The following is a 21,093-nucleotide window of genomic DNA, read 5'->3' as shown; positions in this document are numbered from 1 at the left end:
AATTATGAATTTAAGATATATTAAAAGTGGCCTTTTGGTTTGTATGTTGAGCTTATTTACAGTAGGTTGTCAAGATACGGATCCCGATGATATTTTCGGGGATAAGGCAAATGTTAGAATAGAAAAAGCACGTGTTGAGTTAAATTCTGCATTGTTAGATGCTGAATATGGTTGGAAAATGATTTATTTTACCGATGATGCTCAGTTAGGTGGATTTAGTCACTTGATAAAATTTGAGGCAGCTGATAAGGTTACTATGGTATCAGATTTTAATGCAAGTACCTTAGTACCTAAGGTATCTACTTATACTTTACCTTTAGGAAGTACAATTTCAGTATTATTTGCTACTCCAAATCATATTCATGAATTAGGAAAAGGAAATATTTATCCTAATGAACAGTTAAAAGGAAAAGGGTATTTAGGAGATAATCAGTTCTTATTCTACGGTTATGATGGTGATGTTCTGACTTTAAGAGGAAACCGCGGTTTGTTTAATATCAAATTAACTAAGGCAACAGCAGAAGATTGGAATAATATCAGTACAAATAGTGCATTGATGAATGTTATTGCTCAAAAGCGTAATTTGGTTATGACTGAAAATGGAGAATCATTAGTATTAAATTTTAGATATACTAGAGGTACTAGATACGCTACTGTATTAAATAATGAACAAACAATATCTGTTAACTCTAAAGGTGGAATCGGAATTGGTTTTAACGTTGATGAGATTGTTGTTAGCCCAGCAATCGAATTTGAAGATGGATCTACAATTTCAGTATTGAAATTTGAGAATGGTGTTTTCAAAGGAGAAAGTGGTAGTAATTCAATTATAATCATGTAATATAAAAAGAGTCGCAATTGCGACTCTTTTTTTTGTACCTAACAAATCGTATTTTTGTTATTCACAATAGTCAGTATTTTACTGACTTTTTTATTTATGGGAATAGTAAAAGAAATCGTATTAGAAGCAGGATCACTTTATGTTTGGCATATTACCGAATCTATAGAAGAATTGGAGACATCGCTTGAATTAAGTATTTTTAGTCAAGGACGCTTAGCTAAAATGAAATCGGAGAATCATCAAAAGGCTTTTTTAGCCGTGCGTCAAGTTTTACGTCAGTTAAATATTGCGGATACTGATTTAACGTATGACAAAAATGGAAAACCTAGTTTGAGTTCTGGAGAACATATTTCTATTTCTCATTCTTTTGATTATGCAGTAGTGGCGATAAGTAAGGAAAATGTTGGGGTGGATATCGAATTGATCCGCGAAAAAATCGTGCGCCTAAGTGGTAAATTTTGCAATGAAAGTGAATTGAGTAATGCGCCTATTGAACTTGGATTGAAGCTGGATTATTTAACGGAAATCTGGTCAGTTAAAGAGGCTTTATTTAAAATGTGTAATTCACGTAGTTTGAGTTTTGCCCAAGATATGAATGTCAACGTAGTACTGAAACAGGCGGAAATAAGTCAAGGAGAATTTCAAGTTAAGTTGAAGTATCTTTCTTTTAGACTAGAGAATTACGTTTTAGTGGTTAGTTATTAAATTAGTAAATGAAAATTGTAGCAATTTTCGTAAATTGCTCAAAAAATTAAAATATGGAAGATAATCAGCCTATTTATGCTGTTGCTCATGAATCGGATACGGTTAAAGCACAGTTTTACAGAAGAACTTATGGGAATTTAGCTCTTGGTGTATTAGCATTTATTGTATTTGAAACGATTTTATTGAACACTCCTTTTGTAGTAAATGGAATGTTTCAATTGTTGGGAATGGGTAAATTCTCTTGGTTAATCATCTTAGGTGCTTTTATGGGGATTACCTGGTTCGCACAAAATTTAACCTATAAAACAGCGAATAAACCACAACAATATGCTGGGTTTATGTTGTATGTATTAGCAGAAGCGTTCTTATTTGTTCCTATCTTAGTTGTTGCCTTGAGTATGACAGGTGATTCTTCACTTATCGTGCAAGCAGGTGTATTGACTTTAGCTTTGTTTTTAGGACTTACAGGAGTTGTATTTGGATCGAATGCAAACTTTTCATTCATGCGTTCTATTTTAACGATAGGGTTTTTCTTAGCGTTGGGAACGATAGTTGCAGGAATGTTATTTGGTTTTGATTTAGGTTTATGGTTCTCTTTAGCGATGGTAGCTTTAGCTTCAGGTTCCATCTTGTATTCAACATGGCAGATTAAAAATGAATATGCCGCAGATCAATATGTACCTGCTGCATTGAGTTTGTTTGCTTCTTTGATGTTGTTATTCTGGTATATCCTGAGAATTTTAATGAGCAGAAACAATTAATTCAATTAAAATAGAGAGTAAAGCCATACCAATCGTATGGCTTTTTTTATAAACTAAAAGTATGATTGAGTTTTTCTTTGGAGCCTATCGCGATACAAGTTGGTTGAACATAGGATTAGAGAGTATTGTCTTTGTTTTTGGTATACTCAGTGTTTGGTACGCAGGAAAGGAAAATATTCTTGTTTATCCTACGGGTTTAATCGCAACGATAATCACCGTTTATTTGCTGTATTTAGCCGGTTATTTAGGCGATATGATCCTTAATGGCTATTACTCCTGTATGAGTATTTATGGTTGGTATAATTGGTCTAGAATGAAGGAAGGTGGGCAAGTTGTACAAATTAGTCGGACGAATGGAAAAGAAAAGGGAATTGGAGTCTTTGTGTTTGTGGTAACTATTGTTCTTGTATATGCAGTATATCGTGTAACTAATACGCCAATTGCTCCAGAAAATTATATCGATATTTTTACCTCTGGTGTTTTCTTTTTAGGGATGTATTATATGGCTTTGAAGAAAATTGAAAATTGGACAATGTGGCTGATAGGAAATATTATTTCTGTGCCACTTTATGCTTATAGAGGCTTGGGGATTTTGGCTATTCAATTTATTATTTTTACGGTATTGGTTATTCAAGCTTATCTTAGTTGGTACAAAATTTTAAAACAAGAAGAAAAAAAATATGGATAAACAAGAGTTAATACGGGAGTTGACTTTCAAAGCGGTACGAAGTGGGGGAGCAGGGGGGCAACATGTCAACAAAGTATCTTCAAAAGTCGTTTTATTTTGGAATTTAGCAACATCCACGGTGTTTAATGAAGAAGATAAAAATAGATTGTTCAAGAAATTGAATAACTATATTTCGAAAGAGGGTGTATTGATTTTAAGTGCAGAGGAAACTAGAAGTCAAATAAAGAACAAGGAATTAGTCATTCAAAAATTAATTGCCTTACTTAAAGTGGCTTTGGTTCAACAGAAAATTCGAAAAGAAACCAAAGTACCCAAAAGTGTTATTCGCAAAAATCAAGAAAATAAAAAGAAATTATCGCTTAAGAAGGAATTGAGAAAGCGAATTATTTAATGTTGATTTGATAACCGGGTAATCATAGGGTAACATAACAGTTGTACTATTGAGTCAACGTTAGAACATATACTATGATTCCTAAGAAGATTCACTTGTGTTGGTTTGGTAGGGGAACTTATCCCGCAGAGATGATACAATGTTTGCAGTCGATTGCCTTACACTTACCTCAATATGAGGTTATCATTTGGACTGAAGAGAATTTCGATATAGCATATTATCGCTTTGCCAAAGAAGCTTATCAAGAAAAAAAATATGCCTTTGTCTCCGATGTTTGTCGTTTACACGTTTTGAATGAATATGGTGGAATATACTTGGACACCGATGTGGAAATTGTTCAAAATTTCGATGCATTTTTATCGCATAAGTTCTTTTGTGGTTTTGAATCGGATCGTTTGTTGAGTACCGCTGTTTTAGGTAGTGTAAAAAACAATCCTATTTTGCAGAAATTGCTGGATGTCTACCGAAAGAAGTCTTTTTACCGCAGGCACTTGTATAAAAAATACTATACAACGCCCAATACGATTACAATCACAAATGAATTTTTGCTGAGAGGATTGCAATTGAGTAATCAAAAGCAACAACTAGTTAGTTGTGAGACCGTCATCTATCCTCAAACTTTTTTCAGTCCAAAAGATTGGAATACTGGAGAATATCAAATTTCAGACGAAACTTGTGCCATTCACCATTTTTCGGGTTCTTGGAAACATGGGAAAAATCGAAAAGATTGGATCAAGCGTTTGTTTTTATTCTAAATAATACTACCTATATTTGCAGTTCAAATCTCAAAGGGGTGCCAAAAAGGCTGAGATCATACCCGTAGAACCTGGGCAGGTAATGCTGCCAAGGGAAATAGTGCAAGGACTAACTTGCACGGGAAAAGTGTAATTATTAATCAAACAATAATTGCCCCTTTTATTTGTGAAAGTATTTTTACGAATGAAAAAAGTAACTGTAAATTCATTATTTATCCTTGGTTTATGTTTAAGTGCAACCCTATCTGGGTATGCGCAGAACCAAGTGAATCAAGACTCCATTCAAAAAACAGCCTTAAATGAAATCGTGCTATCGGCTGTTCGCGTAGATGGCAAATCACCGATTGCTTATGAGAATATGTCCAAAAAACAAATTGCAAAACGCAATTTAGGACAAGATATTCCTTTGTTGATGTCGCATATGACTTCAGTAGTGACAACAACCGATGCAGGAAATGGAATTGGTTATTCGAGTTTTCGCGTGCGTGGTTCAGATGGAACACGGGTTAATGTAACCCTAAATGGAATCCCCTATAACGACGGAGAATCTCAAGGATCTTTTTGGGTGAATATGCCCGATTTTGGATCTTCTGTTCAAAATCTACAATTACAGCGTGGTGTTGGAACTTCTACCAATGGTGCAGGGGCTTTTGGTGCGAGTTTGAATTTAAAAACCGATGATTATTCCCAAGAAGCAAACGGAGAAATTGCCAACTCTTTTGGTAGTTACAATACCCGTAAGTCTACCGTTAAATTCAGTACAGGATTAATTAATGACAAGTTTGAAATTGCAGGGCGTTTGTCTGACATTCATTCGGATGGATATATTGATCGAGCCTCTTCAGATTTAAAATCTTATTTCTTACAAGGGGTTTATGTTGGTAATACTTCCTTAATAAAAGCATTAGTATTTGGCGGAAAGCAAAAAACATATCAAGCGTGGAATGGTGTTTCACAAGAAGAAATAGATACTTATGGCAGACGTTATAATCCTGCAGGAAAGTATAAAGATGATCAAGGAAATACACAATTCTACAATAATGAAACAGACAACTACAAGCAAGATCACTACCAATTGCACTGGAGTGAAAGATGGTCTGATCTATGGAGCTCGAATGTGTCCTTGCACTATACCAAAGGATATGGGTATTACGAGAATTACAAAAAGAATCAAAAGGTCAAAGAATATGGGTTAGCTCCTATTTTTGTCAACGGAGAAGAAGTGAATCGAACGGATTTAATTCGCAGAAAAGCCTTAGATAATCATTTCTATGGAATGGTATTTAATGTCAACTATAAGACAGAAACATTAAACGTTGTTGTTGGAGGAGGTGCGAATAAATACGAAGGAGATCACTTCGGAACTATTTTGTGGGCAAAACAACCCGTGAATTTTGATTATAAACAAGAGTATTACCGTGATCATGCGGTGAAAACGGATTTGAATTTCTTTGCAAAAGCGACTTGGCAATTGGCCGAACAATGGAGTTTATATGGCGATATGCAGTACCGTAGAGTAACCTATGAAGCGAATGGATTGGATACAGGCTTAGTCAACGATAAATTTAATTTCTTGAATCCCAAAGCAGGTATTACTTTCCAAGTGAATGAAGAGAATCAATTGTATTTCTCCTATGCTAGAGCTAATAAAGAACCAAATCGCAATGATTATGAAGGAAGAAAAGTAGAACATGAAATGCCAAAAGCAGAGAAATTAGACGATTTTGAATTAGGATGGAGATTGAACACACCCAATACTGCGATTCATGTCAATGCCTTTTATATGAAGTACAAAGACCAACTGGTACTAACAGGTGAACTAAATGATGTCGGAGCCTCGGTTCGCGAAAATATTGAGGATAGCTACCGTTTGGGAATTGAAATTGACGCTCAGGTGAAGGTGTTGGAAAAATGGTATTGGAGCCCAAGTATAACACTAAGTGCAAATAAGAATAGAGATTTATATTACCTATGGGAAGGAGAAATGCAGTATTTTGGAACAAAAGCCATTGCTTTTTCTCCTGATTTCATCGCGTCTAATGCCATAACGTATACGCCAATTACAGGAATGAGTGTTTCCCTATTGACGAAATTTGTTGGGGAACAGTATATGTCGAATATTGAAGCAAAGAATTCTAAACTAGATTCTTATTTTGTCAATGATTTGAGTTTGAACTACGAATTTCCAGTGAAGAAATGGTTTAGAAGTATAGGCGTTTCTGTCTTGGCAAACAATATTTTTGATGTCAAATATGTTTCCAATGGGTATTATTGGTCTGATTTTGATGGCACACAAGCCATTGATGGTGCAGGGTATTATCCTCAGGCTACATTCAATATCTTAGCAGGTTTAACACTGAAGTTTTAATAAAAAAAGGATAATCAATTGATTATCCTTTTTTTATTCAGTATAAATTTTTGCTCTTGTACTTTCTTTATAGCTTACATTTTTTTTATGATGCCCAACAAGCTTACCACGCTACGGAATCCTCTGGTGTTAGAGGTACCCATCGGATCGGTCTTTCTGGATCCCATGGTTCTACTAAGATGGGGCCTTCTGGATCCCAAGGTATTAGGATAGGATCTTCTGGCTCATAAGGCAAAGGCATGGCATTAAACACTTGATAATTAGGATAAGGATATATTCTCATTAAAGCTGATACCCTTGCATTAATAACTGAAATTGTAGCACTCCCCGATTCCGAAGAAATAAATTGAAGTTGATCAGGACTACCATTATGTCCTTTAATATTTCTCCATACCTCGATTTTATAAGGGTATGTTTTTCCTCCTTTTATAGGTCCTGGAATTTGTCTATCGCCATCATTTGTATTGGCAAATGTCGGTGTGCTGAAAGCTATTAATAAACCTAATGCTGCTAATAATTTTTTCATAATTAAAATCTTTTATTTGGTTAATGTAATTTAATGATATAATTAATTAATAAAAGTTTAATTGTGTAAAATTAACAAAATATATGGTATAAATACACATATTGTTAAAGAGTGAAAGATGGAATTGAAACAAAGAAGAAGATGACTTTTTAGGAGTCTATCTTTCTTAGTAATTGTTTTTAGATTGCTTTTTTTGCTATATAGTTAATAGTTTATGCTTAACGTATTCCCCTTTTGACTAACAGCATAGGGTTTTAATTGATATTGTGCCCCAGGAGTCTGAGAAGTTCCTGTTAGGAGACTGTACTGCAGTGGTGTTGGATGTTGTTCACAAGAACAGGTTAGAAAAATATCACCAGGTTTGTCTAATTTCATTCTGGAGCAATTGCGATCAACAGGATGGTTAGGGCAAGCAACATCATAGGCCAAATAGTAAGGACCTGCATTGAAAATAATCACGGCAATTACGCCCTGATTTTCAATAATTACAGAATTATTAGGGAATTTTAATTTATCGTAAGCAGGTAAGTTTAGATCGATGAAGATAGAAACCGGATTATTGGGTAAATAAGGGTTACTATAACGAACGCTGTCTTTTGAACAGCTAAAGCTAAATAAGAGGACGAGCACTAAGAATAAATTTTTTTTCATCGCATAAAATATTTGTAAAACAAATTTAATTAATTAACTTTGACATGTAGTCATTACAGAAATAGATAATTTATTTAAATAAATATTAAAATATTTTTACGCACCAGAAAATCCCGTTTCATGGGATTTTTTCTATTTATATAAACCAGTTAATTATGAGTAAAATTTCGTATTACACTGCTGAGGGGCTGAAAAAGCTAAAGGATGAATTAGAGCAGTTAAAAAGTGTAGAGCGTCCAAAAGCATCACAAGCAATTGCAGATGCAAGAGACAAAGGGGATTTATCGGAGAATGCGGAGTATGATGCAGCAAAAGAAGCACAGGGGTTACTGGAACTGAAAATTGCAAAAATGGAAGAGGTAGTTTCTACCGCTAGAATTATTGATGAGTCACAATTAGACGAATCAAAAGCATTGGTACTTTCAACGGTTAAAATTAAAAACCAATCCAACGGTATGATTTTAACGTATACGCTAGTAGCAGAAAGCGAAGCTGATTTAAAAGCAGGAAAAATTTCTGTAACTTCTCCTATTGGAAAGGGATTATTAGGAAAATCTGTAGGTGAAATCGCAGAAATTAAAGTTCCTAATGGACAAATGAATTTTGAAGTTCTTGAAATTTCAAGAGATTAATTAAAAAAACACCGTTCGTATGAGTTCAATTTTCACTAAAATAATCAATGGAGAACTTCCAGCATACAAAATCGCTGAAAACGATAAGTTCTTAGCTTTTTTAGATATTAATCCTAATGCAAAAGGACACACTTTGTGTATTCCAAAGCAAGAGATTAATAAGATCTTTGATATGGAAGAAGATCACTATGTAGAATTAATGAAATTCTCAAGAAAGATTGCGAAGGCTTTAGAGCAAGCGGTTCCATGTAAGAGAATTGGGATGTCTGTGGTAGGACTAGAAGTACCTCATGTACATGTACACTTAATTCCTTTACAAACAATGGATGATATTCGTTTTAGTAAAAAAGAAAGCTTGAGTCCAGCGGAGTTTGAAGAAGTAGTAAAAAAAGTACAACAATATTTATAGGCTAATAAGAAAGTCCTATAAAAAGTAAAAGCAAACAGCAGTAGAAACATTCATGTTCTACTGCTTTTTTGTGTTTGTATGTTTCCTTTGTAAGCGGCTTGTTTGTTGTTTCAATACTAGATGCTTCAATCTGAAAATGTACCTATCCTCTCATTCTTACCTGATGCTCAACTTTTTTATAAATAATAACGAAAGTTGTGCCCTTGCCAAGTTCTGAATGGTGTACTCTAATCTTCCCATTTTGATATTCCTCTACAATTCGTCGAGAGAGTGATAAGCCCAACCCCCATCCTCGTTTCTTCGAAGTATAACCTGGTTCAAATATCTTCTCAAATTTCTTTTTGGGAATTCCACTTCCTGTATCTGTAAGGAAAATATGCACCAATTGATCTGTTTCCGAGACGACCAATTCTATTTCTCCTTTTCCCTTTGTTGCATCAATGGCGTTTTTAATTAAATTCTCAATGGTCCAGCTGTGTAATTCTGGATTGAGCATCACCTTTATTTCTCGTTCAGGAGCTATAAAATTGAAGGTGATTTGCTTGGAAGAGCGCTGTTGAAAATAGGCATAAGTTTTATAGGTTTCAGCGATAATATCAACAGGGGTTAATTGAGGTTTGGAACCAATCTTAGAAAAGCGATCGGCAATGGTTTGCAATCGCTTGACGTCTTTCTCGATTTCTTCAATAATAGTAGGGTTAACATCTTCTAATTTCATCAATTCAATCCATCCTAATAAAGAGGACAAAGGTGTGCCAATTTGATGGGCGGTTTCTTTGGCCATCCCTGTCCATAAACGATTTTGTGCCGCAATTTTATTACTGCGATAAAAAATGATAATCAAGGTGGTAAAGAAGACGAAAATTAAGATTAGTGCTAGAGGATAATATTTTAATTTCAGCAAGAGTGAAGAATTACCATAATATAAATACTGCTTTTGCTTACCGACTTCCACCTCAATAGGTGTATTTTCATTTTTGAGCTTGCGTAAAAAGAGCACGGCTTCTGCTTCACTTTCTTGTACTTTAAGTGGAACATTGACCATAGCTAAAATACTATCTCGTTCATTGGTCTGAATAATGGGGATCGTCGTATTATTCGTCAGAATTAACAAGGGGAGTTCAAGATTTGTATCATGAGGGTTGGCTTCATTTAAGGTATTGGATGCTGTAGACCAAATTTCCATTTTAATGCGCTCTTCTTCTTTATAGGTCTGAAAAAAAGAATAAGTATTCCAAAGAATAAGCAGTAAAACCACAAAGGCAGTAGCAATGAGTGTCCAACGAATAAGTTCTCTTTGTATTTTCAAGGTAAATATCAATTTAGATGCTTAAAGGTAACTAAAAAAAAAGCGATATAATTCATTCGATTGGGGCTTTTATCCGAAGTGAAGAGATGCCTTTTCACTTATTTAAACGGAAAAGGATGTGTTTCAATATAAGCTTAGGTAAATTTTGTGTGATAAAGTACTATTATTTCTTCAGGAGAACAGCTATTCTACTGAGGTGGAGAAATACATAGAAAAAATAGCAAGTGAATCAGTTGTTTGTTTCCTGTGTTTTTTTGTGGTTCAATCTGCTTTTACTACCTTTACTCATCTACCTAAAAAGAAGAAATAAAATGAAAACAATAAACCCAAAAGACATTTCAACTGTTGAATTGCAAGGTTTTTTACAAGGATCTGTTGGTCCTAGACCGATTGCTTTAGCTAGTACAGTTGATGCTGATGGAAATCCCAATTTATCCCCTTTTAGCTTTTTTAATTTATTTAGTGCTAATCCACCGATTTTAGTTTTTTCTCCATCTAGACGTGTACGTGATAATACGTGTAAACATACGCTATTTAATGTTCAAGCAACCATGCAGGTGGTGATTAACGTAGTAAATTACGATATGGTTCAACAAACATCCCTATCTAGTACAGAGTACAAAGATGGAGTAAATGAGTTTGTGAAAGCTGGTTTTACGATGATAGAATCTGAAGAAGTTCGCCCGTTCCGCGTAAAAGAGAGTCCTGTTCAATTTGAATGTATTGTTCAAGAGGTAATCGGTTTGGGAACCGAAGGAGGGGCTGGTAATTTAGTGATTTGTGAAGTGGTAAAAATGCACATTGACGAAGCTATTCTCAATGAAAAAGGAGGAATTGACCAACATAAAATTGACTTGGTTTCGCGTATGGGAGGTAATTGGTACAGTCGTGCCAATCAAGGAATGTTTGAAGTTGAAAAACCCTTGACCACTTTGGGATTAGGTGTTGATAATATCCCGCAAGAAGTCATTGATAGTTTGGTGTTTTCAGGAAATGATTTGGGTATCTTAGGAAACGTGGAGCACTTGCCTACGGAAGAGGAAATTCAAACCTTTTTATCGGCAAATGCACAAGCAAAAGAAATCGTCGAGTCAGGGGATTTAGAAAAGAAATTTAAGCAAGCTAAAAAGTATTTAGAGGAAAATAATGTACCTTTGGCTTGGAATATGATATTAGCAAAGTAACAATCAGGAAAAAAAAGATATAATGGAAGTAATAGGAAGAATTAAGGTGATTGGGCAGCCACAAGATATTAGCTCAAGCTTCAGAAAAAGAGAAGTTGTGGTTACTACTGAAGAACAATATCCACAAGATATTTTAATTGAATTTACGCAAGATAGAGTGAATTTATTGGACAGCTACCAAGTTGGTGAACCAGTAAAAGTATCGATTAATTTAAGAGGAAGAGAGTGGACATCTCCACAAGGTGAAGTAAGATATTTCAATACGATTCAAGGTTGGAGAATTGAAAGAAACATGCCTGCACAAGGAATGGGTCAACCAATGGGTCAACCGATGCAAAATCAATATATGCAACAACCAAACATGGGGCAACCAGCACAACAAGCAGGAGGTTTCAACCAAAATTACCAAGGTAATCAAGGAACGCCAAACCAGTTTGCACAACAAGCACCGCAAGCGCCTCAAACACCACAGTTCCCTCCAGCTCCGTCATTCACGGAAGAGGATCACGATGATTTACCATTCTAAATTAATACAAATCCCTAATCACTTGATTGGGGATTTTTTTTCACAATGATTGCTATTTTAGACCCCAATTATTTAGGTTTTCCCCCGGTAGAAACTGCACATGAATCGGGAATTTTAGCCATCGGCGGTGCTCTTACTGCGGACTGGTTACTTTTGGCTTATCAACACGGTGCTTTTCCTTGGTTTGAAGATGGTGAACCCATTACCTGGTGGGCTCCAAATCCAAGAATGGTTGTGGACCCCAAAACGTTTAAGCCCTCGAAGAGTATGCGTAATATTCTGAATAGAAATTTGTTTGATGTGACTTTTAATACGTGTTTTGAGGCTGTAATTAGCCAATGTCAGCAAGTCAAAAGACAAGGGCAAAATGGAACGTGGATTACAGATGAGATGTTGACTTCGTATTGTGCGTTACATCAGCTTGGTTATGCTCAATCTGTAGAAGTTTGGCAAGCAGGTCAACTCGTAGGGGGACTGTATGGTGTAGATGTTGGCCATGGTGTTTTCTGCGGCGAGAGTATGTTTTCTTTGGTATCCAATGCGAGTAAAGTCGCTTTTCATAAGTTGATAGAAAGGCTTCAAGAAAAAGAGTATCAATTGTTAGATTGCCAAGTGTATAATCCCCATTTAGAATTATTAGGGGCTGTCGAAATTCCCCGTGAAAAGTATATGGAGTATCTCCAAGATAAAAAGTAAACGGAAGATGCAAACGTTAAAAGGCTAACGTCTGCATCTTCCAGTTTAAAGTATCAATGAGTACCAATTGATTGTGTAAAGGCTGTACGTTTAAGATAACCTTGAGTGTTTCTTGGGCCATCATCAAACCGATAATACCAGGAAAAGTTCCCAATACACCGTGTAATCCACAGTTGGGAATATCTTTGGGATCAGGTGCTTCAGGAAATAGGTCCCGTAGATTTTTTGATTTTTGGTGATTAAAAACAGCCAATTGCCCTTGAAAACCCAAAATGCTTCCATAGATCAATGTTTTGTTTAGCCGTACACAGGCATCATTGACTAAATAACGCGTAGTGAAGTTATCCGAACCATCTACAATATAATCATAGGAAGAAAACAACGACTCAACGTTTTTGTGCGTTATTTTCTCTTTATGGATCTGGAAGGAGAGATGTGGATTGAGTTGTGCAATGCGTTTTGCTGCAAGGTCAACTTTATATTGTCCAAGGTCGTTTTCTGTAAATAAAATCTGACGGTGTAAATTGTGTATTTCCACACAATCAAAATCGACAACCCCTAAATAACCCACCCCAGATGTGGCTAAGTAAGTTAAGATTGGAGAACCTAATCCACCAGCACCTACAACCAATACGCGTGCCTCCTTTATTTTTAGTTGCCCCGTCGTTCCTACTTCAGCTAGATTCATTGGGCGACTATAGCGTAAAAAATCGTGTATCTCCAACATATTAAGACAATAAAAAATTAGCATAACTCTGATTCCAATCGGTCCAAACAGGATCATACCCTTTCGATTTAATCAGCTGATATATCGATGCTGTCGATCGATTGTCACAAATTTCGAATTGAGCGAGAGAGTCCTGATCTACACTATAGCCTCCTGGGTTTGTTTTTGAACCTGCACTCATTGAAGTTACCCCTAGTCCAATGACATGATCTCGAAATAGCTCGCTTTCTCGTGTAGAAATCGATAGTTCAATATCTTCATTCCAAATGCGATAAGCAAACATCAATTGCAGTAAATCGATGTCTTCCATGATAAAGTTAGGTTCGACATTGCCTTCTGCAGGGCGCAATCGAGGAAAGGAAATGGAATATTTAGTTTTCCAGTACTTCTTCTGAAGGTAATCCAGATGCAAAGCAGTGAAAAAACTATCCACTCGCCAATCTTCTAAACCGAGTAATACACCCAATCCAATTTTGTGTAGACCCGCTTGTCCAATGCGATCTGGCGTTTCCAGGCGATAGCGAAAGTTGGATTTTTTTCCTTTGGGATGATATTGCTTATACACAGCTTCATGATAGGTCTCTTGATAAACCAAAACAGCATAGACCCCCAGTTGAGCCAGAATTTCATACTCATTTTGTTCTAAAGGTTGTACTTCGATAGATATCGTTGAAAAAGAAAGGCGTATTTGCTTGATTGCTTGTTCAAAATATCGAAGATTTACAGTGTGATTGGCTTCACCTGTTACCAGTAAAATATGATCATATCCTTGACTTTTAAGTAAGTGAATTTCACGTTCAATTTCGGTAGGTGTTAGTGTTTTTCGACGAATTTTGTTGTCGATACTAAAACCGCAATAGGTACAGATATTGTGGCATTCATTGCTCAGATACATGGGTGTATAAAGTTGAATGGTTTTGCCAAATCGCTTATGTGTCAATTGTTGACTCAGTTGGGCCATTGGTTCTAAAAAAGGACGAGCTGCAGGTGAAATCAAGTGAAGAAAATCAGTTAGATTTCGTTTTGACTTGCTGAGACTTTGGAACACTTGTTCTGCTGTCGTTTCGTCTAGTTGTTGGCGAATTTCTTCCCAGGAATATTGTGTGTAAACATCGTAAAACGTCATAGTTACTGATCTAAAAAGGAAGTTAATGGACTAGAGGCATGGGCGTGGTTTTGGACGGTACCCAGTTGAGCTTCATAAGCCATACGCCCTGCAGCGACGGCTTGTTGAAAGGCTTTGGCCATTTGAACGGGATCTCCAGCTACGGCAATAGCTGTATTGACTAATACCGCATCTGCACCTAGTTCCATGGCTTTGGCCGCATCGGAAGGAGCCCCTATTCCTGCGTCAACAATAACGGGAACACGACTATTTTCAATAATGATTTCCAAAAAATCAAGGGTCTTCAATCCCTTATTTGTTCCTATTGGGGAGCCCAAAGGCATGACTGCTGTTGTTCCCACTTCTTCTAAACGCTTACACAAGACAGGATCTGCATGAATATAGGGCAGTACAAAAAATCCTTGTTTTGCCAATTCTTCTGTTGCTAGTAAGGTTTCAATGGGATCAGGTAATAGATATTTCGGATCAGGGTGAATTTCAACTTTCACCCAATTGGTCGCTAGGGCTTCTCTTGCTAATTGAGCAGCTAATATCGCTTCTTTCGCATTTCTCGCTCCTGAGGTATTGGGTAATAAATGCAAATGTGGATGATTCAAATGGGCTAATAAAGTCTGGTTGTTTAACTTTAAATCCAATCGCTTTAGTGCAACGGTAATGAATTCCGTTTCGCTAGCTAAAGTAGCGGCTTCCATTTGAGCATTAGAACCATATTTTCCTGTGCCTAAGAATAGACGTGAGTGAAAAGTTTTATCTCCAAGTTGTAGGGGTTTCATAAGAAGTAGGTATTTAATTGTTGTAGTATATGTTGAGGATGTTGGGCTTGATGAAGTAGGGAAGAAATAGCTACACCTGATAATCCTAATTGCTCTAAGAAGGGAAGATCCTCTAAGGTAATTCCTCCAATAGCGATAATAGGTGTCTTTTTTTCTTCGATAGTCAATGTAGTCAATAGGGTTTCATAACCTTTAAATCCTAAAAGAGGGCTTAAATTTTTTTTAGTTGACGTATAGCGCAAAGGACCTAATCCAATATAATCGCAACCTTCTGCTATTCGTTGCCTAATCTCAGATAATGTATTTGCTGTTCCGCCTATTATTTTATTGGGTAATAATACACGTGCAGTAGCTATTGAAGTGTCTTGAAGACCAAGATGAACACCATCGGCATCAAGAGCTAAGGCTAGATCAACATGATCGTTAATAATTAATTTAGCTTGATAGGTATCACAGAGGATTTTGGCCTGCTCGGCAGTTTGCCATCGAATGGAGTTTAGGGTATCTTTAAAGCGGAATTGAATCCATCGCTGACCTCCAGCTAGAACGGATTCGATGTGATACAATTGTTCTTGAGGGGTATCTCCCTGGCTGATGTAATGAATGGAATTAAACATGATAGGCAAGTAAAGTTGAATTAGATGCTAATAATTGTTCTACATATTTTTTAGCTTTTAATACTGCTTGATCCAAAGAATAATTCAAAGCAATATGACTCGCAATAGCAGAGGATAATACACAACCTGTGCCGTGTTTGGTTGTGGGATAGATACATTGAGGATAAAACGAATGGGTTTTCTCCGGCAGGTATAATTGATCCATTGCTTGGGATTCAGTGCGATGTCCTCCTTTGAGTAAGACTGCACAAGAAGAGCGAAGTGATTGAGCTTTTTCTTGCGGTGTGTTGGTGTTCGGAATCAATTGATCTATTTCTAAATAGTTTGGAGTGATTAAATCTATTTGATGCAATATGGCATGGAGTGTTGAGGTGCTAAGAGCTTTAGTAAATTCAAAATGACTACTAGAACTCAAAACGGGATCCCAAACAATAAAAGCACGCGGGACATATTGTTTAATGACCTGGAGATATTGTAAGAGTTCTTCCCCTGATTGAACAATACCAACTTTGATTACCCGGGGTTGATAGCGTTTTAAAAGCACTTCGAGTTGTTGAAGTACGTAATTGCGCTCTTCCCAACGAATCGATTCAACTGAATCTTCTGTTTGAATGGTGTTTGCAGTAAGAATCCCTAAACCATAGACTTGATGACTTTCAAAGGTTTTTATATCGGCGAGTAATCCAGCTCCACCTGAAGGATCAAATCCAGCTATCGAAAGAGCAAAAGGTCTTGTTTGTAACATAAATCAAAAATTTTTAACGGTTCATCTGCTTGCCAAATTGAGCCAAGTAGAGCAAAATCACAAAATCCCATGGCGCGAATGCTCGATAGATGATTGAGCGTAATACCCCCTAAAGCCACTGTTTGTATCCAAGGGTACTTCCAATCTTGTAAAAAAGAGATCCAATCCACTGTGGGATGATAGTCCTTTTTTGAGATACTAGTAAAAACAGGACTGAGAAAAACGCGCTGATGACTTGTTGATAACTTCTCGCATTCGGTAGTGTTATGAACAGTTGTTGACAAATAGGGCAGTTTTTGTACATGGTTATTAACAAATGAACAATTACTTGTTGATAAGTGGGTAAATTGTGCATTTAAACTGTTGATAAGTTCGGCGTATTGTTGGAAAACCTGTTCATTATTGTTCATAACTAGGGCTGGAATGTGAATAACCAGCCGATGTCGATGTTGATAACTTATCTTTTGTACCCAATTTTGGAGCTCTTCAAAAGTGAAATGAGGCTTTCGAATATGTAAAAGGGGTAAGCCTCTTTCCAACATTTCATTGGCGAGGCTTAACTCTTTTGGATGATATTCAGGGGTTATTACAACCATTTTATAAATAGATTTCTTTTCCTGCTTTTATAAATTCTGCTGCCATTTTTTTCATTCCTAGCTCTGCGGAATCTCGAATCTCTTGGGATATTTTCATCGAACAAAACTTGGGACCACACATGGAGCAGAAGTGAGCTACTTTAGCTGCATCTGCTGGTAGGGTCTCATCGTGAAATTCTCTAGCAGTGTCTGGATCCAAGGATAGGTTAAACTGATCTTCCCAACGGAATTCGAAACGAGCTTTACTAAGGGCATTATCTCTATATTGTGCACCTGGATGTCCCTTGGCTAAATCTGCTGCATGGGCTGCTAGCTTGTAGGTAATCACCCCGTCTTTGACATCTTTTTTGTTGGGTAAGCCCAAGTGTTCTTTGGGTGTAACATAACACAACATGGCTGTTCCATACCAACCAATCATCGCGGCTCCAATAGCTGAGGTAATATGATCATATCCTGGTGCAATATCCGTAGTCAAAGGGCCTAAAGTGTAAAAGGGAGCTTCTCCGCAATCGCGCAATTGCTTTTCCATATTCTCTTTGATCAGGTGCATCGGTACGTGACCAGGGCCTTCAATCATCACTTGAATATCGTGTTTCCAAGCAATTTTTGTTAGTTCACCCAAGGTTTCCAATTCCGCAAATTGAGCCGCATCATTGGCATCTGCAATCGATCCTGGTCTCAATCCATCGCCTAGTGAAAAAGCAATATCATAGCGCTTCATGATTTCGCAGATTTCTTCAAAGTGAGTGTATAAAAAGTTTTCTTTGTGGTGGAATAAACACCATTTGGCCATGATGGATCCTCCTCGGGACACAATGCCTGTTACGCGCTTCGCAGTTAGGTGAATATAGCGCAAGAGTACGCCTGCGTGAATCGTGAAATACGATACCCCTTGTTCTGCTTGTTCAATTAGAGTATCCTTGAAAATTTCCCAAGTCAAATCTTCGGCAACTCCTTTTACTTTCTCCAAAGCTTGATAGATGGGGACTGTTCCAATTGGTACAGGTGAATTGCGAATAATCCATTCGCGGGTTTCGTGTATATTCTTCCCTGTCGATAAGTCCATAATCGTATCGGCACCCCATCGACATGCCCAAACTGCTTTTTCTACCTCTTCTTCAATGGTTGAGGTAACGGCGCTATTTCCAATGTTGGCGTTGATTTTAACTAAGAAATTGCGTCCAATAATCATGGGCTCACTCTCTGGGTGATTGATGTTGTTGGGAATAATGGCTCGTCCAGCAGCAATTTCATCGCGTACAAACTCTGGTGTGATATAATTTTTTGGGGTATTGGCTCCAAAACTATTTCCGGCATGTTGCTGTTTTAAAGTAGGAGATACACTGTTTCGTTGTTCCAAGCGTTGATTTTCTCGGATAGCTACATATTCCATTTCTGGGGTAATAATCCCTTTTTTAGCATAGTGTAATTGGGTTACATTGTGTCCCGATTTAGCTACTTTGGGTTTATGCGTAAATTCAAAACGCAAAGGAGCTAACTTAGGATCTTCTGCTCGTTGCTGTCCATAAGCCGATGTAAGAGTATCTAGAATTTCAACATCTTGTCGATCTAAAATCCAAGATTCTCTCAAACGAGGCAATCCCTTTTTGATGTTGATGTCAAGTTGTTCATCTGTATAAGCACCAGAGGTGTCATAAACCGTTACAGGTGGATTTTTCTCCGTTTTCCCTTGACTGAGTTTGGTGTCGTGTAAGGTGATTTCGCGCATGGCTACGCGAATAGGAAATAGCTTACCCTCTACGTAAATCTTTTTGGAGTTTGGAAAAGGGGTTTGGGAAATTTTTTCGTGTTGTTCCATGTTTACTTATTTAATTTTAGTTTATACTGATCAAATAAAATGGAATCAACCGCCTTGGGTTGCTGTGATAATCAAAATATCATCTGTTTCAGATAGGAGATAAGTACTCCAATCTGATTGGGTAATAACCTTTGTGTTTACCGCAACAGCAATGCCTTTTTGTTGGGTTGTACCGTGTAAATCTAGCAAGGTTTTAATGCTGATTTGCTTCTGTTCAAAGTGAAATTTTTGATTGTTGATGTGTAGTTCCATTCCTTATTGTTTTTAATACATAACTTTAGGAATGGCTACACGCTAGTACAGGATGTACCGAATGAAGTCATCTTACTTTTCCCTACGCTAGTATGAACTAGATCAGGTTCAAAGGGTAAAATCTCAGCCTACTTGATGTAGACACCCCTAAAGTTGAAAGCAAATATAGGCATTATTTCACGGGATACAAGTTTTGTTTGTTTTAAGTTGAATGTTGTATCTTGTTTTGCAAATTGAGGATATGAAAAAATCAGAAGTAAGATTCATTGAGAATTGGAAGAAGAAAATAGAAAAGGGACGATTGAGGTATGGCTTTATTGAGGGTGGTATTTTTGGATTATTCGTGGGGATATTAACCATGCTGTTATCTTTGGTATTTGATGATCGTTCTATTGTTTTAGGGATGCAATTGATCTATGATTTGATTATTTGGGTATTGGGAGGTATACTTGGTTATTTGACTATTATGTGGGAAGTTAATATGTATTATTATAAGTGTTTTCTTAAGAAAAGAGACAGTTAGGCTGGGATTGAGTAGATCATTTTTCAGGACACTATTGAGAATGTTTGTTTCGCCAAAAGAGGATAAAAGGAGGAGGGGATTTGGAGTGCGATAGTGTTGTAGGAAATGTCAAAGAAAATAAAAGAGCCAGAAATTTTTCATTTCTGGCTCTTTTATTTTCTTTAAATTTGTGTCTTTCGATGAGGTTGTTTCTCAAACAACCTAGGATTTTTTTAAGAATAGATGACTTAGACTTCTACTTCTAAAGAATCTACGTTAGTTCCAATTTTGTCCACAATAAGTGCAATAGCACCGTCTCCCATTACATTACAAGCTGTACCAAAACTATCCATAGCAACATATAGGGCAATCATCAGTGTTTGTTGTTCAGTAGTAAAGCCTAAAACAGATTGTAATACCCCTAAGGCTGCCATAATAGCTCCACCAGGTACACCTGGAGCGGCAATCATCGTCACGCCTAACATAAAGATAAAACCAATCATTGCTAAAGGATCAATAGGTGTTTGTTGAATGAGCATCAAGGCGATGGCACAAGCAACAATTTTTAACGTACTTCCTGCCAAGTGAATGGTTGCACAAAGCGGAATAACGAAGCCTGCAATTTTTGGATTGACCTCATTTTTTAATGTGGATGCTAAAGTAACGGGAATAGTCGCCGCAGAAGACTGGGTTCCCAAAGCCGTGAAATAGGCGGGTAACATGCGTTTCATTAAAAGAAATGGATTTCTCTTTACGACTAATCCTGCAAGAGTGTATTGGAAAATTAAAAATACAATATGAAGGAGGAAAATAACGCCAATAATTTTCAAGAAGGTTTCTAGAACAACGAAAACTTGACCGCTGTAGGTCATATTTAAAAATACGCCGAAAATAAAGAGCGGTAAGAAGGGAATAATCACTTTCTCTATCACAGTCATGATAATAGACTGAAACTCGTTAAAAACCCCTTTTAAATGTGTGAATGGACCTTTGGAAATACAGATCCCCACAATAAAAGCAAGTATTAGAGCACTCATAACGTCAAATAGCGGTGGAATATCAATAGAAAAGAAGGGAGTTAAGGTTTGTTCATTTTCCAGTGTGAGTGCTGTAGACTGTGCGCTTAAGAGTTGGGGGAAAATACTTATAGAAACAGCATAAGAACTAAAACCCGCTAAGAGGGTGGAACCGTAAGCAAGTCCGGTCGTTAAAAGTAGAAGTTTTCCCGCCTCTTTGCCTATATTGCCAATAGCCGGAATAATCAACCCTACGATAATTAGCGGAATAATAAAGCTTAAAAAATTACCGAAGATGCTATTGAAGGTACTGAAAATTCTACTTATTTCTAAGGGCAGTTTATCGCCTAGGTAGGTCCCTAAGGCAATAGCAATGACAATTTGTAATAATAAGCTATTCTTGATGAGTTTCATATTTTTTTGTTTAAAAATACGAAAAAAAATAAAAAAACCTCAAACAAAATGCTTGAGGTTTGAT

At 36.8% G+C, this 21,093-nt stretch carries 25 protein-coding genes and 1 riboswitch; of the genes, 13 read left to right on the top strand and 12 right to left on the bottom strand.

The genetic code is table 11. The annotated features are described in order from the left end of the window. Nucleotides 1-4: 4 nt before the first annotated feature. From HX004_RS04200 to HX004_RS04170, 7 genes are all read left to right on the top strand, one after another. The gene (locus HX004_RS04200; protein ID WP_286441058.1) at nt 5-841 is read left to right on the top strand and encodes a DUF4302 domain-containing protein; all 837 of its coding nucleotides are present in this window, start codon (nt 5-7) and stop codon (nt 839-841) included. A 96-nt stretch (nt 842-937) separates the two neighbouring features. Further along, nucleotides 938-1,546 carry a 4'-phosphopantetheinyl transferase family protein gene (locus tag HX004_RS04195; RefSeq protein ID WP_286441057.1) on the top strand — a complete coding sequence of 203 codons (609 nt, stop codon included), beginning with the start codon at nt 938-940 and terminating at the stop codon, nt 1,544-1,546. A 53-nt stretch (nt 1,547-1,599) separates the two neighbouring features. Further along, nucleotides 1,600-2,307 carry a Bax inhibitor-1/YccA family protein gene (locus HX004_RS04190; RefSeq protein ID WP_050899482.1) on the top strand — a complete coding sequence of 236 codons (708 nt, stop codon included), beginning with the start codon at nt 1,600-1,602 and terminating at the stop codon, nt 2,305-2,307. 61 nt (nt 2,308-2,368) lie between these two features. After that, nucleotides 2,369-2,995 carry a nicotinamide riboside transporter PnuC gene (pnuC, locus tag HX004_RS04185; RefSeq protein ID WP_286441056.1) on the top strand — a complete coding sequence of 209 codons (627 nt, stop codon included), beginning with the start codon at nt 2,369-2,371 and terminating at the stop codon, nt 2,993-2,995. Next, entirely contained in the window at nt 2,988-3,386 is a 399-nt protein-coding gene (gene arfB, locus HX004_RS04180) for an alternative ribosome rescue aminoacyl-tRNA hydrolase ArfB (protein ID WP_286441055.1), read from the top strand. The genes pnuC and arfB overlap by 8 nt, the downstream gene beginning before the upstream one ends. 74 nt (nt 3,387-3,460) lie before the next feature. Then, entirely contained in the window at nt 3,461-4,141 is a 681-nt protein-coding gene (locus HX004_RS04175) for a glycosyltransferase family 32 protein (RefSeq protein ID WP_286441054.1), read from the top strand. Nucleotides 4,142-4,325: 184 nt separating this feature from the next. Beyond that, a complete protein-coding gene (locus tag HX004_RS04170) occupies nt 4,326-6,509 on the top strand; it encodes a TonB-dependent receptor (protein ID WP_286441053.1) in 2,184 nt (727 codons plus the stop codon). Nucleotides 6,510-6,612: 103 nt separating this feature from the next. Here the strand turns inward: HX004_RS04170 and HX004_RS04165 are convergent, their stop codons facing one another. Beyond that, entirely contained in the window at nt 6,613-7,035 is a 423-nt protein-coding gene (locus HX004_RS04165; RefSeq protein WP_286441052.1) for a hypothetical protein, read from the bottom strand. A gap of 204 nt (nt 7,036-7,239) precedes the next feature. Beyond that, the gene (locus HX004_RS04160) at nt 7,240-7,686 is read right to left on the bottom strand and encodes a hypothetical protein (protein ID WP_286441051.1); all 447 of its coding nucleotides are present in this window, start codon (nt 7,684-7,686) and stop codon (nt 7,240-7,242) included. Between the two features lie 155 nt (nt 7,687-7,841). On the opposite strand from HX004_RS04160, the gene greA reads away from it, so the two are divergent. Together greA and HX004_RS04150 are read left to right on the top strand one after the other, a co-directional pair. Then, nucleotides 7,842-8,318, top strand: coding sequence for a transcription elongation factor GreA (gene greA, locus HX004_RS04155; protein WP_286441049.1), 477 nt, complete (start codon nt 7,842-7,844; stop codon nt 8,316-8,318). 19 nt (nt 8,319-8,337) lie between these two features. Further along, the gene (locus HX004_RS04150) at nt 8,338-8,727 is read left to right on the top strand and encodes an HIT family protein (RefSeq protein ID WP_286441048.1); all 390 of its coding nucleotides are present in this window, start codon (nt 8,338-8,340) and stop codon (nt 8,725-8,727) included. Between the two features lie 142 nt (nt 8,728-8,869). Here the strand turns inward: HX004_RS04150 and HX004_RS04145 are convergent, their stop codons facing one another. Beyond that, nucleotides 8,870-10,036, bottom strand: a complete 1,167-nt coding sequence (locus HX004_RS04145) for a sensor histidine kinase (RefSeq protein ID WP_286441047.1) — start codon at nt 10,034-10,036, stop codon at nt 8,870-8,872. 311 nt (nt 10,037-10,347) lie between these two features. On the opposite strand from HX004_RS04145, the gene HX004_RS04140 reads away from it, so the two are divergent. The 3 genes from HX004_RS04140 to aat are packed head-to-tail and all read left to right on the top strand — an operon-like array spanning nt 10,348 to nt 12,442. Beyond that, a complete protein-coding gene (locus HX004_RS04140) occupies nt 10,348-11,220 on the top strand; it encodes a flavin reductase family protein (protein ID WP_286441046.1) in 873 nt (290 codons plus the stop codon). 22 nt (nt 11,221-11,242) lie between these two features. Continuing rightward, nucleotides 11,243-11,746: a DUF3127 domain-containing protein gene (locus HX004_RS04135; RefSeq protein WP_286441045.1), complete on the top strand. Its 504-nt coding sequence runs from the start codon at nt 11,243-11,245 to the stop codon at nt 11,744-11,746. A gap of 45 nt (nt 11,747-11,791) precedes the next feature. Beyond that, a complete protein-coding gene (aat, locus tag HX004_RS04130) occupies nt 11,792-12,442 on the top strand; it encodes a leucyl/phenylalanyl-tRNA--protein transferase (RefSeq protein ID WP_286441044.1) in 651 nt (216 codons plus the stop codon). Between the two features lie 16 nt (nt 12,443-12,458). On the opposite strand, the gene HX004_RS04125 is transcribed toward aat, so the two are convergent. Genes HX004_RS04125 through thiS form a run of 8 tightly spaced genes read right to left on the bottom strand, consistent with a single transcriptional unit; the run spans nt 12,459 to nt 19,097 of the window. Continuing rightward, the gene (locus tag HX004_RS04125; RefSeq protein WP_286441043.1) at nt 12,459-13,169 is read right to left on the bottom strand and encodes a HesA/MoeB/ThiF family protein; all 711 of its coding nucleotides are present in this window, start codon (nt 13,167-13,169) and stop codon (nt 12,459-12,461) included. 1 nt (nt 13,170) lies between these two features. Next, nucleotides 13,171-14,295, bottom strand: a complete 1,125-nt coding sequence (thiH, locus tag HX004_RS04120) for a 2-iminoacetate synthase ThiH (protein ID WP_286441042.1) — start codon at nt 14,293-14,295, stop codon at nt 13,171-13,173. Nucleotides 14,296-14,297: 2 nt separating this feature from the next. Further along, nucleotides 14,298-15,068, bottom strand: coding sequence for a thiazole synthase (locus tag HX004_RS04115; RefSeq protein ID WP_286441041.1), 771 nt, complete (start codon nt 15,066-15,068; stop codon nt 14,298-14,300). Then, nucleotides 15,065-15,685, bottom strand: a complete 621-nt coding sequence (thiE, locus tag HX004_RS04110) for a thiamine phosphate synthase (protein ID WP_286441040.1) — start codon at nt 15,683-15,685, stop codon at nt 15,065-15,067. The genes HX004_RS04115 and thiE overlap by 4 nt, the downstream gene beginning before the upstream one ends. After that, entirely contained in the window at nt 15,678-16,430 is a 753-nt protein-coding gene (locus HX004_RS04105) for a hydroxymethylpyrimidine/phosphomethylpyrimidine kinase (RefSeq protein WP_286441038.1), read from the bottom strand. Before HX004_RS04105 ends, thiE begins: the two co-directional genes overlap by 8 nt. Continuing rightward, complete coding sequence (locus HX004_RS04100) at nt 16,397-17,026, bottom strand: thiamine phosphate synthase (RefSeq protein WP_286441037.1); 630 nt, start codon at nt 17,024-17,026, stop codon at nt 16,397-16,399. The genes HX004_RS04105 and HX004_RS04100 overlap by 34 nt, the downstream gene beginning before the upstream one ends. A gap of 1 nt (nt 17,027) precedes the next feature. Then, nucleotides 17,028-18,845, bottom strand: a complete 1,818-nt coding sequence (gene thiC, locus HX004_RS04095) for a phosphomethylpyrimidine synthase ThiC (RefSeq protein ID WP_286441035.1) — start codon at nt 18,843-18,845, stop codon at nt 17,028-17,030. A gap of 45 nt (nt 18,846-18,890) precedes the next feature. Next, on the bottom strand, nt 18,891-19,097 hold the full coding sequence (gene thiS / locus HX004_RS04090) for a sulfur carrier protein ThiS (protein ID WP_286441032.1): 207 nt from the start codon (nt 19,095-19,097) through the stop codon (nt 18,891-18,893). A 62-nt stretch (nt 19,098-19,159) separates the two neighbouring features. Next, a riboswitch (TPP riboswitch) is annotated at nt 19,160-19,256 on the bottom strand. Nucleotides 19,257-19,338: 82 nt separating this feature from the next. Here thiS and HX004_RS04085 point away from each other — a divergent pair. Beyond that, nucleotides 19,339-19,620 carry a hypothetical protein gene (locus HX004_RS04085; protein ID WP_286441030.1) on the top strand — a complete coding sequence of 94 codons (282 nt, stop codon included), beginning with the start codon at nt 19,339-19,341 and terminating at the stop codon, nt 19,618-19,620. Nucleotides 19,621-19,847: 227 nt separating this feature from the next. Here the strand turns inward: HX004_RS04085 and HX004_RS04080 are convergent, their stop codons facing one another. Then, complete coding sequence (locus HX004_RS04080; RefSeq protein WP_286441028.1) at nt 19,848-21,029, bottom strand: dicarboxylate/amino acid:cation symporter; 1,182 nt, start codon at nt 21,027-21,029, stop codon at nt 19,848-19,850. Nucleotides 21,030-21,093 lie beyond the last annotated feature (64 nt).

It is taken from the genome of Myroides sp. 1354 (assembly GCF_030324495.1).
GTDB lineage: Bacteria > Bacteroidota > Bacteroidia > Flavobacteriales > Flavobacteriaceae > Flavobacterium.
The sequence above is the reverse complement of the archived record's forward strand: the minus strand, read 5'-3'. Positions and strand labels throughout refer to the sequence as shown.

What these genes read in the sequence shown, in the direction of transcription:
- HX004_RS04200 (WP_286441058.1), top strand. Translation starts at nt 5, where the DNA reads ATGAATTTAAGATATATTAAAAGTGGCCTTTTGGTTTGTATGTTGAGC.
- HX004_RS04195 (WP_286441057.1), top strand. Translation starts at nt 938, where the DNA reads ATGGGAATAGTAAAAGAAATCGTATTAGAAGCAGGATCACTTTATGTT.
- HX004_RS04190 (WP_050899482.1), top strand. Translation starts at nt 1,600, where the DNA reads ATGGAAGATAATCAGCCTATTTATGCTGTTGCTCATGAATCGGATACG.
- pnuC (WP_286441056.1), top strand. Translation starts at nt 2,369, where the DNA reads ATGATTGAGTTTTTCTTTGGAGCCTATCGCGATACAAGTTGGTTGAAC.
- arfB (WP_286441055.1), top strand. Translation starts at nt 2,988, where the DNA reads ATGGATAAACAAGAGTTAATACGGGAGTTGACTTTCAAAGCGGTACGA.
- HX004_RS04175 (WP_286441054.1), top strand. Translation starts at nt 3,461, where the DNA reads ATGATTCCTAAGAAGATTCACTTGTGTTGGTTTGGTAGGGGAACTTAT.
- HX004_RS04170 (WP_286441053.1), top strand. Translation starts at nt 4,326, where the DNA reads ATGAAAAAAGTAACTGTAAATTCATTATTTATCCTTGGTTTATGTTTA.
- HX004_RS04165 (WP_286441052.1), bottom strand. Translation starts at nt 7,035, where the DNA reads ATGAAAAAATTATTAGCAGCATTAGGTTTATTAATAGCTTTCAGCACA.
- HX004_RS04160 (WP_286441051.1), bottom strand. Translation starts at nt 7,686, where the DNA reads ATGAAAAAAAATTTATTCTTAGTGCTCGTCCTCTTATTTAGCTTTAGC.
- greA (WP_286441049.1), top strand. Translation starts at nt 7,842, where the DNA reads ATGAGTAAAATTTCGTATTACACTGCTGAGGGGCTGAAAAAGCTAAAG.
- HX004_RS04150 (WP_286441048.1), top strand. Translation starts at nt 8,338, where the DNA reads ATGAGTTCAATTTTCACTAAAATAATCAATGGAGAACTTCCAGCATAC.
- HX004_RS04140 (WP_286441046.1), top strand. Translation starts at nt 10,348, where the DNA reads ATGAAAACAATAAACCCAAAAGACATTTCAACTGTTGAATTGCAAGGT.
- HX004_RS04135 (WP_286441045.1), top strand. Translation starts at nt 11,243, where the DNA reads ATGGAAGTAATAGGAAGAATTAAGGTGATTGGGCAGCCACAAGATATT.
- aat (WP_286441044.1), top strand. Translation starts at nt 11,792, where the DNA reads ATGATTGCTATTTTAGACCCCAATTATTTAGGTTTTCCCCCGGTAGAA.
- HX004_RS04125 (WP_286441043.1), bottom strand. Translation starts at nt 13,169, where the DNA reads ATGTTGGAGATACACGATTTTTTACGCTATAGTCGCCCAATGAATCTA.
- thiH (WP_286441042.1), bottom strand. Translation starts at nt 14,295, where the DNA reads ATGACGTTTTACGATGTTTACACACAATATTCCTGGGAAGAAATTCGC.
- HX004_RS04115 (WP_286441041.1), bottom strand. Translation starts at nt 15,068, where the DNA reads ATGAAACCCCTACAACTTGGAGATAAAACTTTTCACTCACGTCTATTC.
- thiE (WP_286441040.1), bottom strand. Translation starts at nt 15,685, where the DNA reads ATGTTTAATTCCATTCATTACATCAGCCAGGGAGATACCCCTCAAGAA.
- HX004_RS04105 (WP_286441038.1), bottom strand. Translation starts at nt 16,430, where the DNA reads ATGTTACAAACAAGACCTTTTGCTCTTTCGATAGCTGGATTTGATCCT.
- HX004_RS04100 (WP_286441037.1), bottom strand. Translation starts at nt 17,026, where the DNA reads ATGGTTGTAATAACCCCTGAATATCATCCAAAAGAGTTAAGCCTCGCC.
- thiC (WP_286441035.1), bottom strand. Translation starts at nt 18,845, where the DNA reads ATGGAACAACACGAAAAAATTTCCCAAACCCCTTTTCCAAACTCCAAA.
- thiS (WP_286441032.1), bottom strand. Translation starts at nt 19,097, where the DNA reads ATGGAACTACACATCAACAATCAAAAATTTCACTTTGAACAGAAGCAA.
- HX004_RS04085 (WP_286441030.1), top strand. Translation starts at nt 19,339, where the DNA reads ATGAAAAAATCAGAAGTAAGATTCATTGAGAATTGGAAGAAGAAAATA.
- HX004_RS04080 (WP_286441028.1), bottom strand. Translation starts at nt 21,029, where the DNA reads ATGAAACTCATCAAGAATAGCTTATTATTACAAATTGTCATTGCTATT.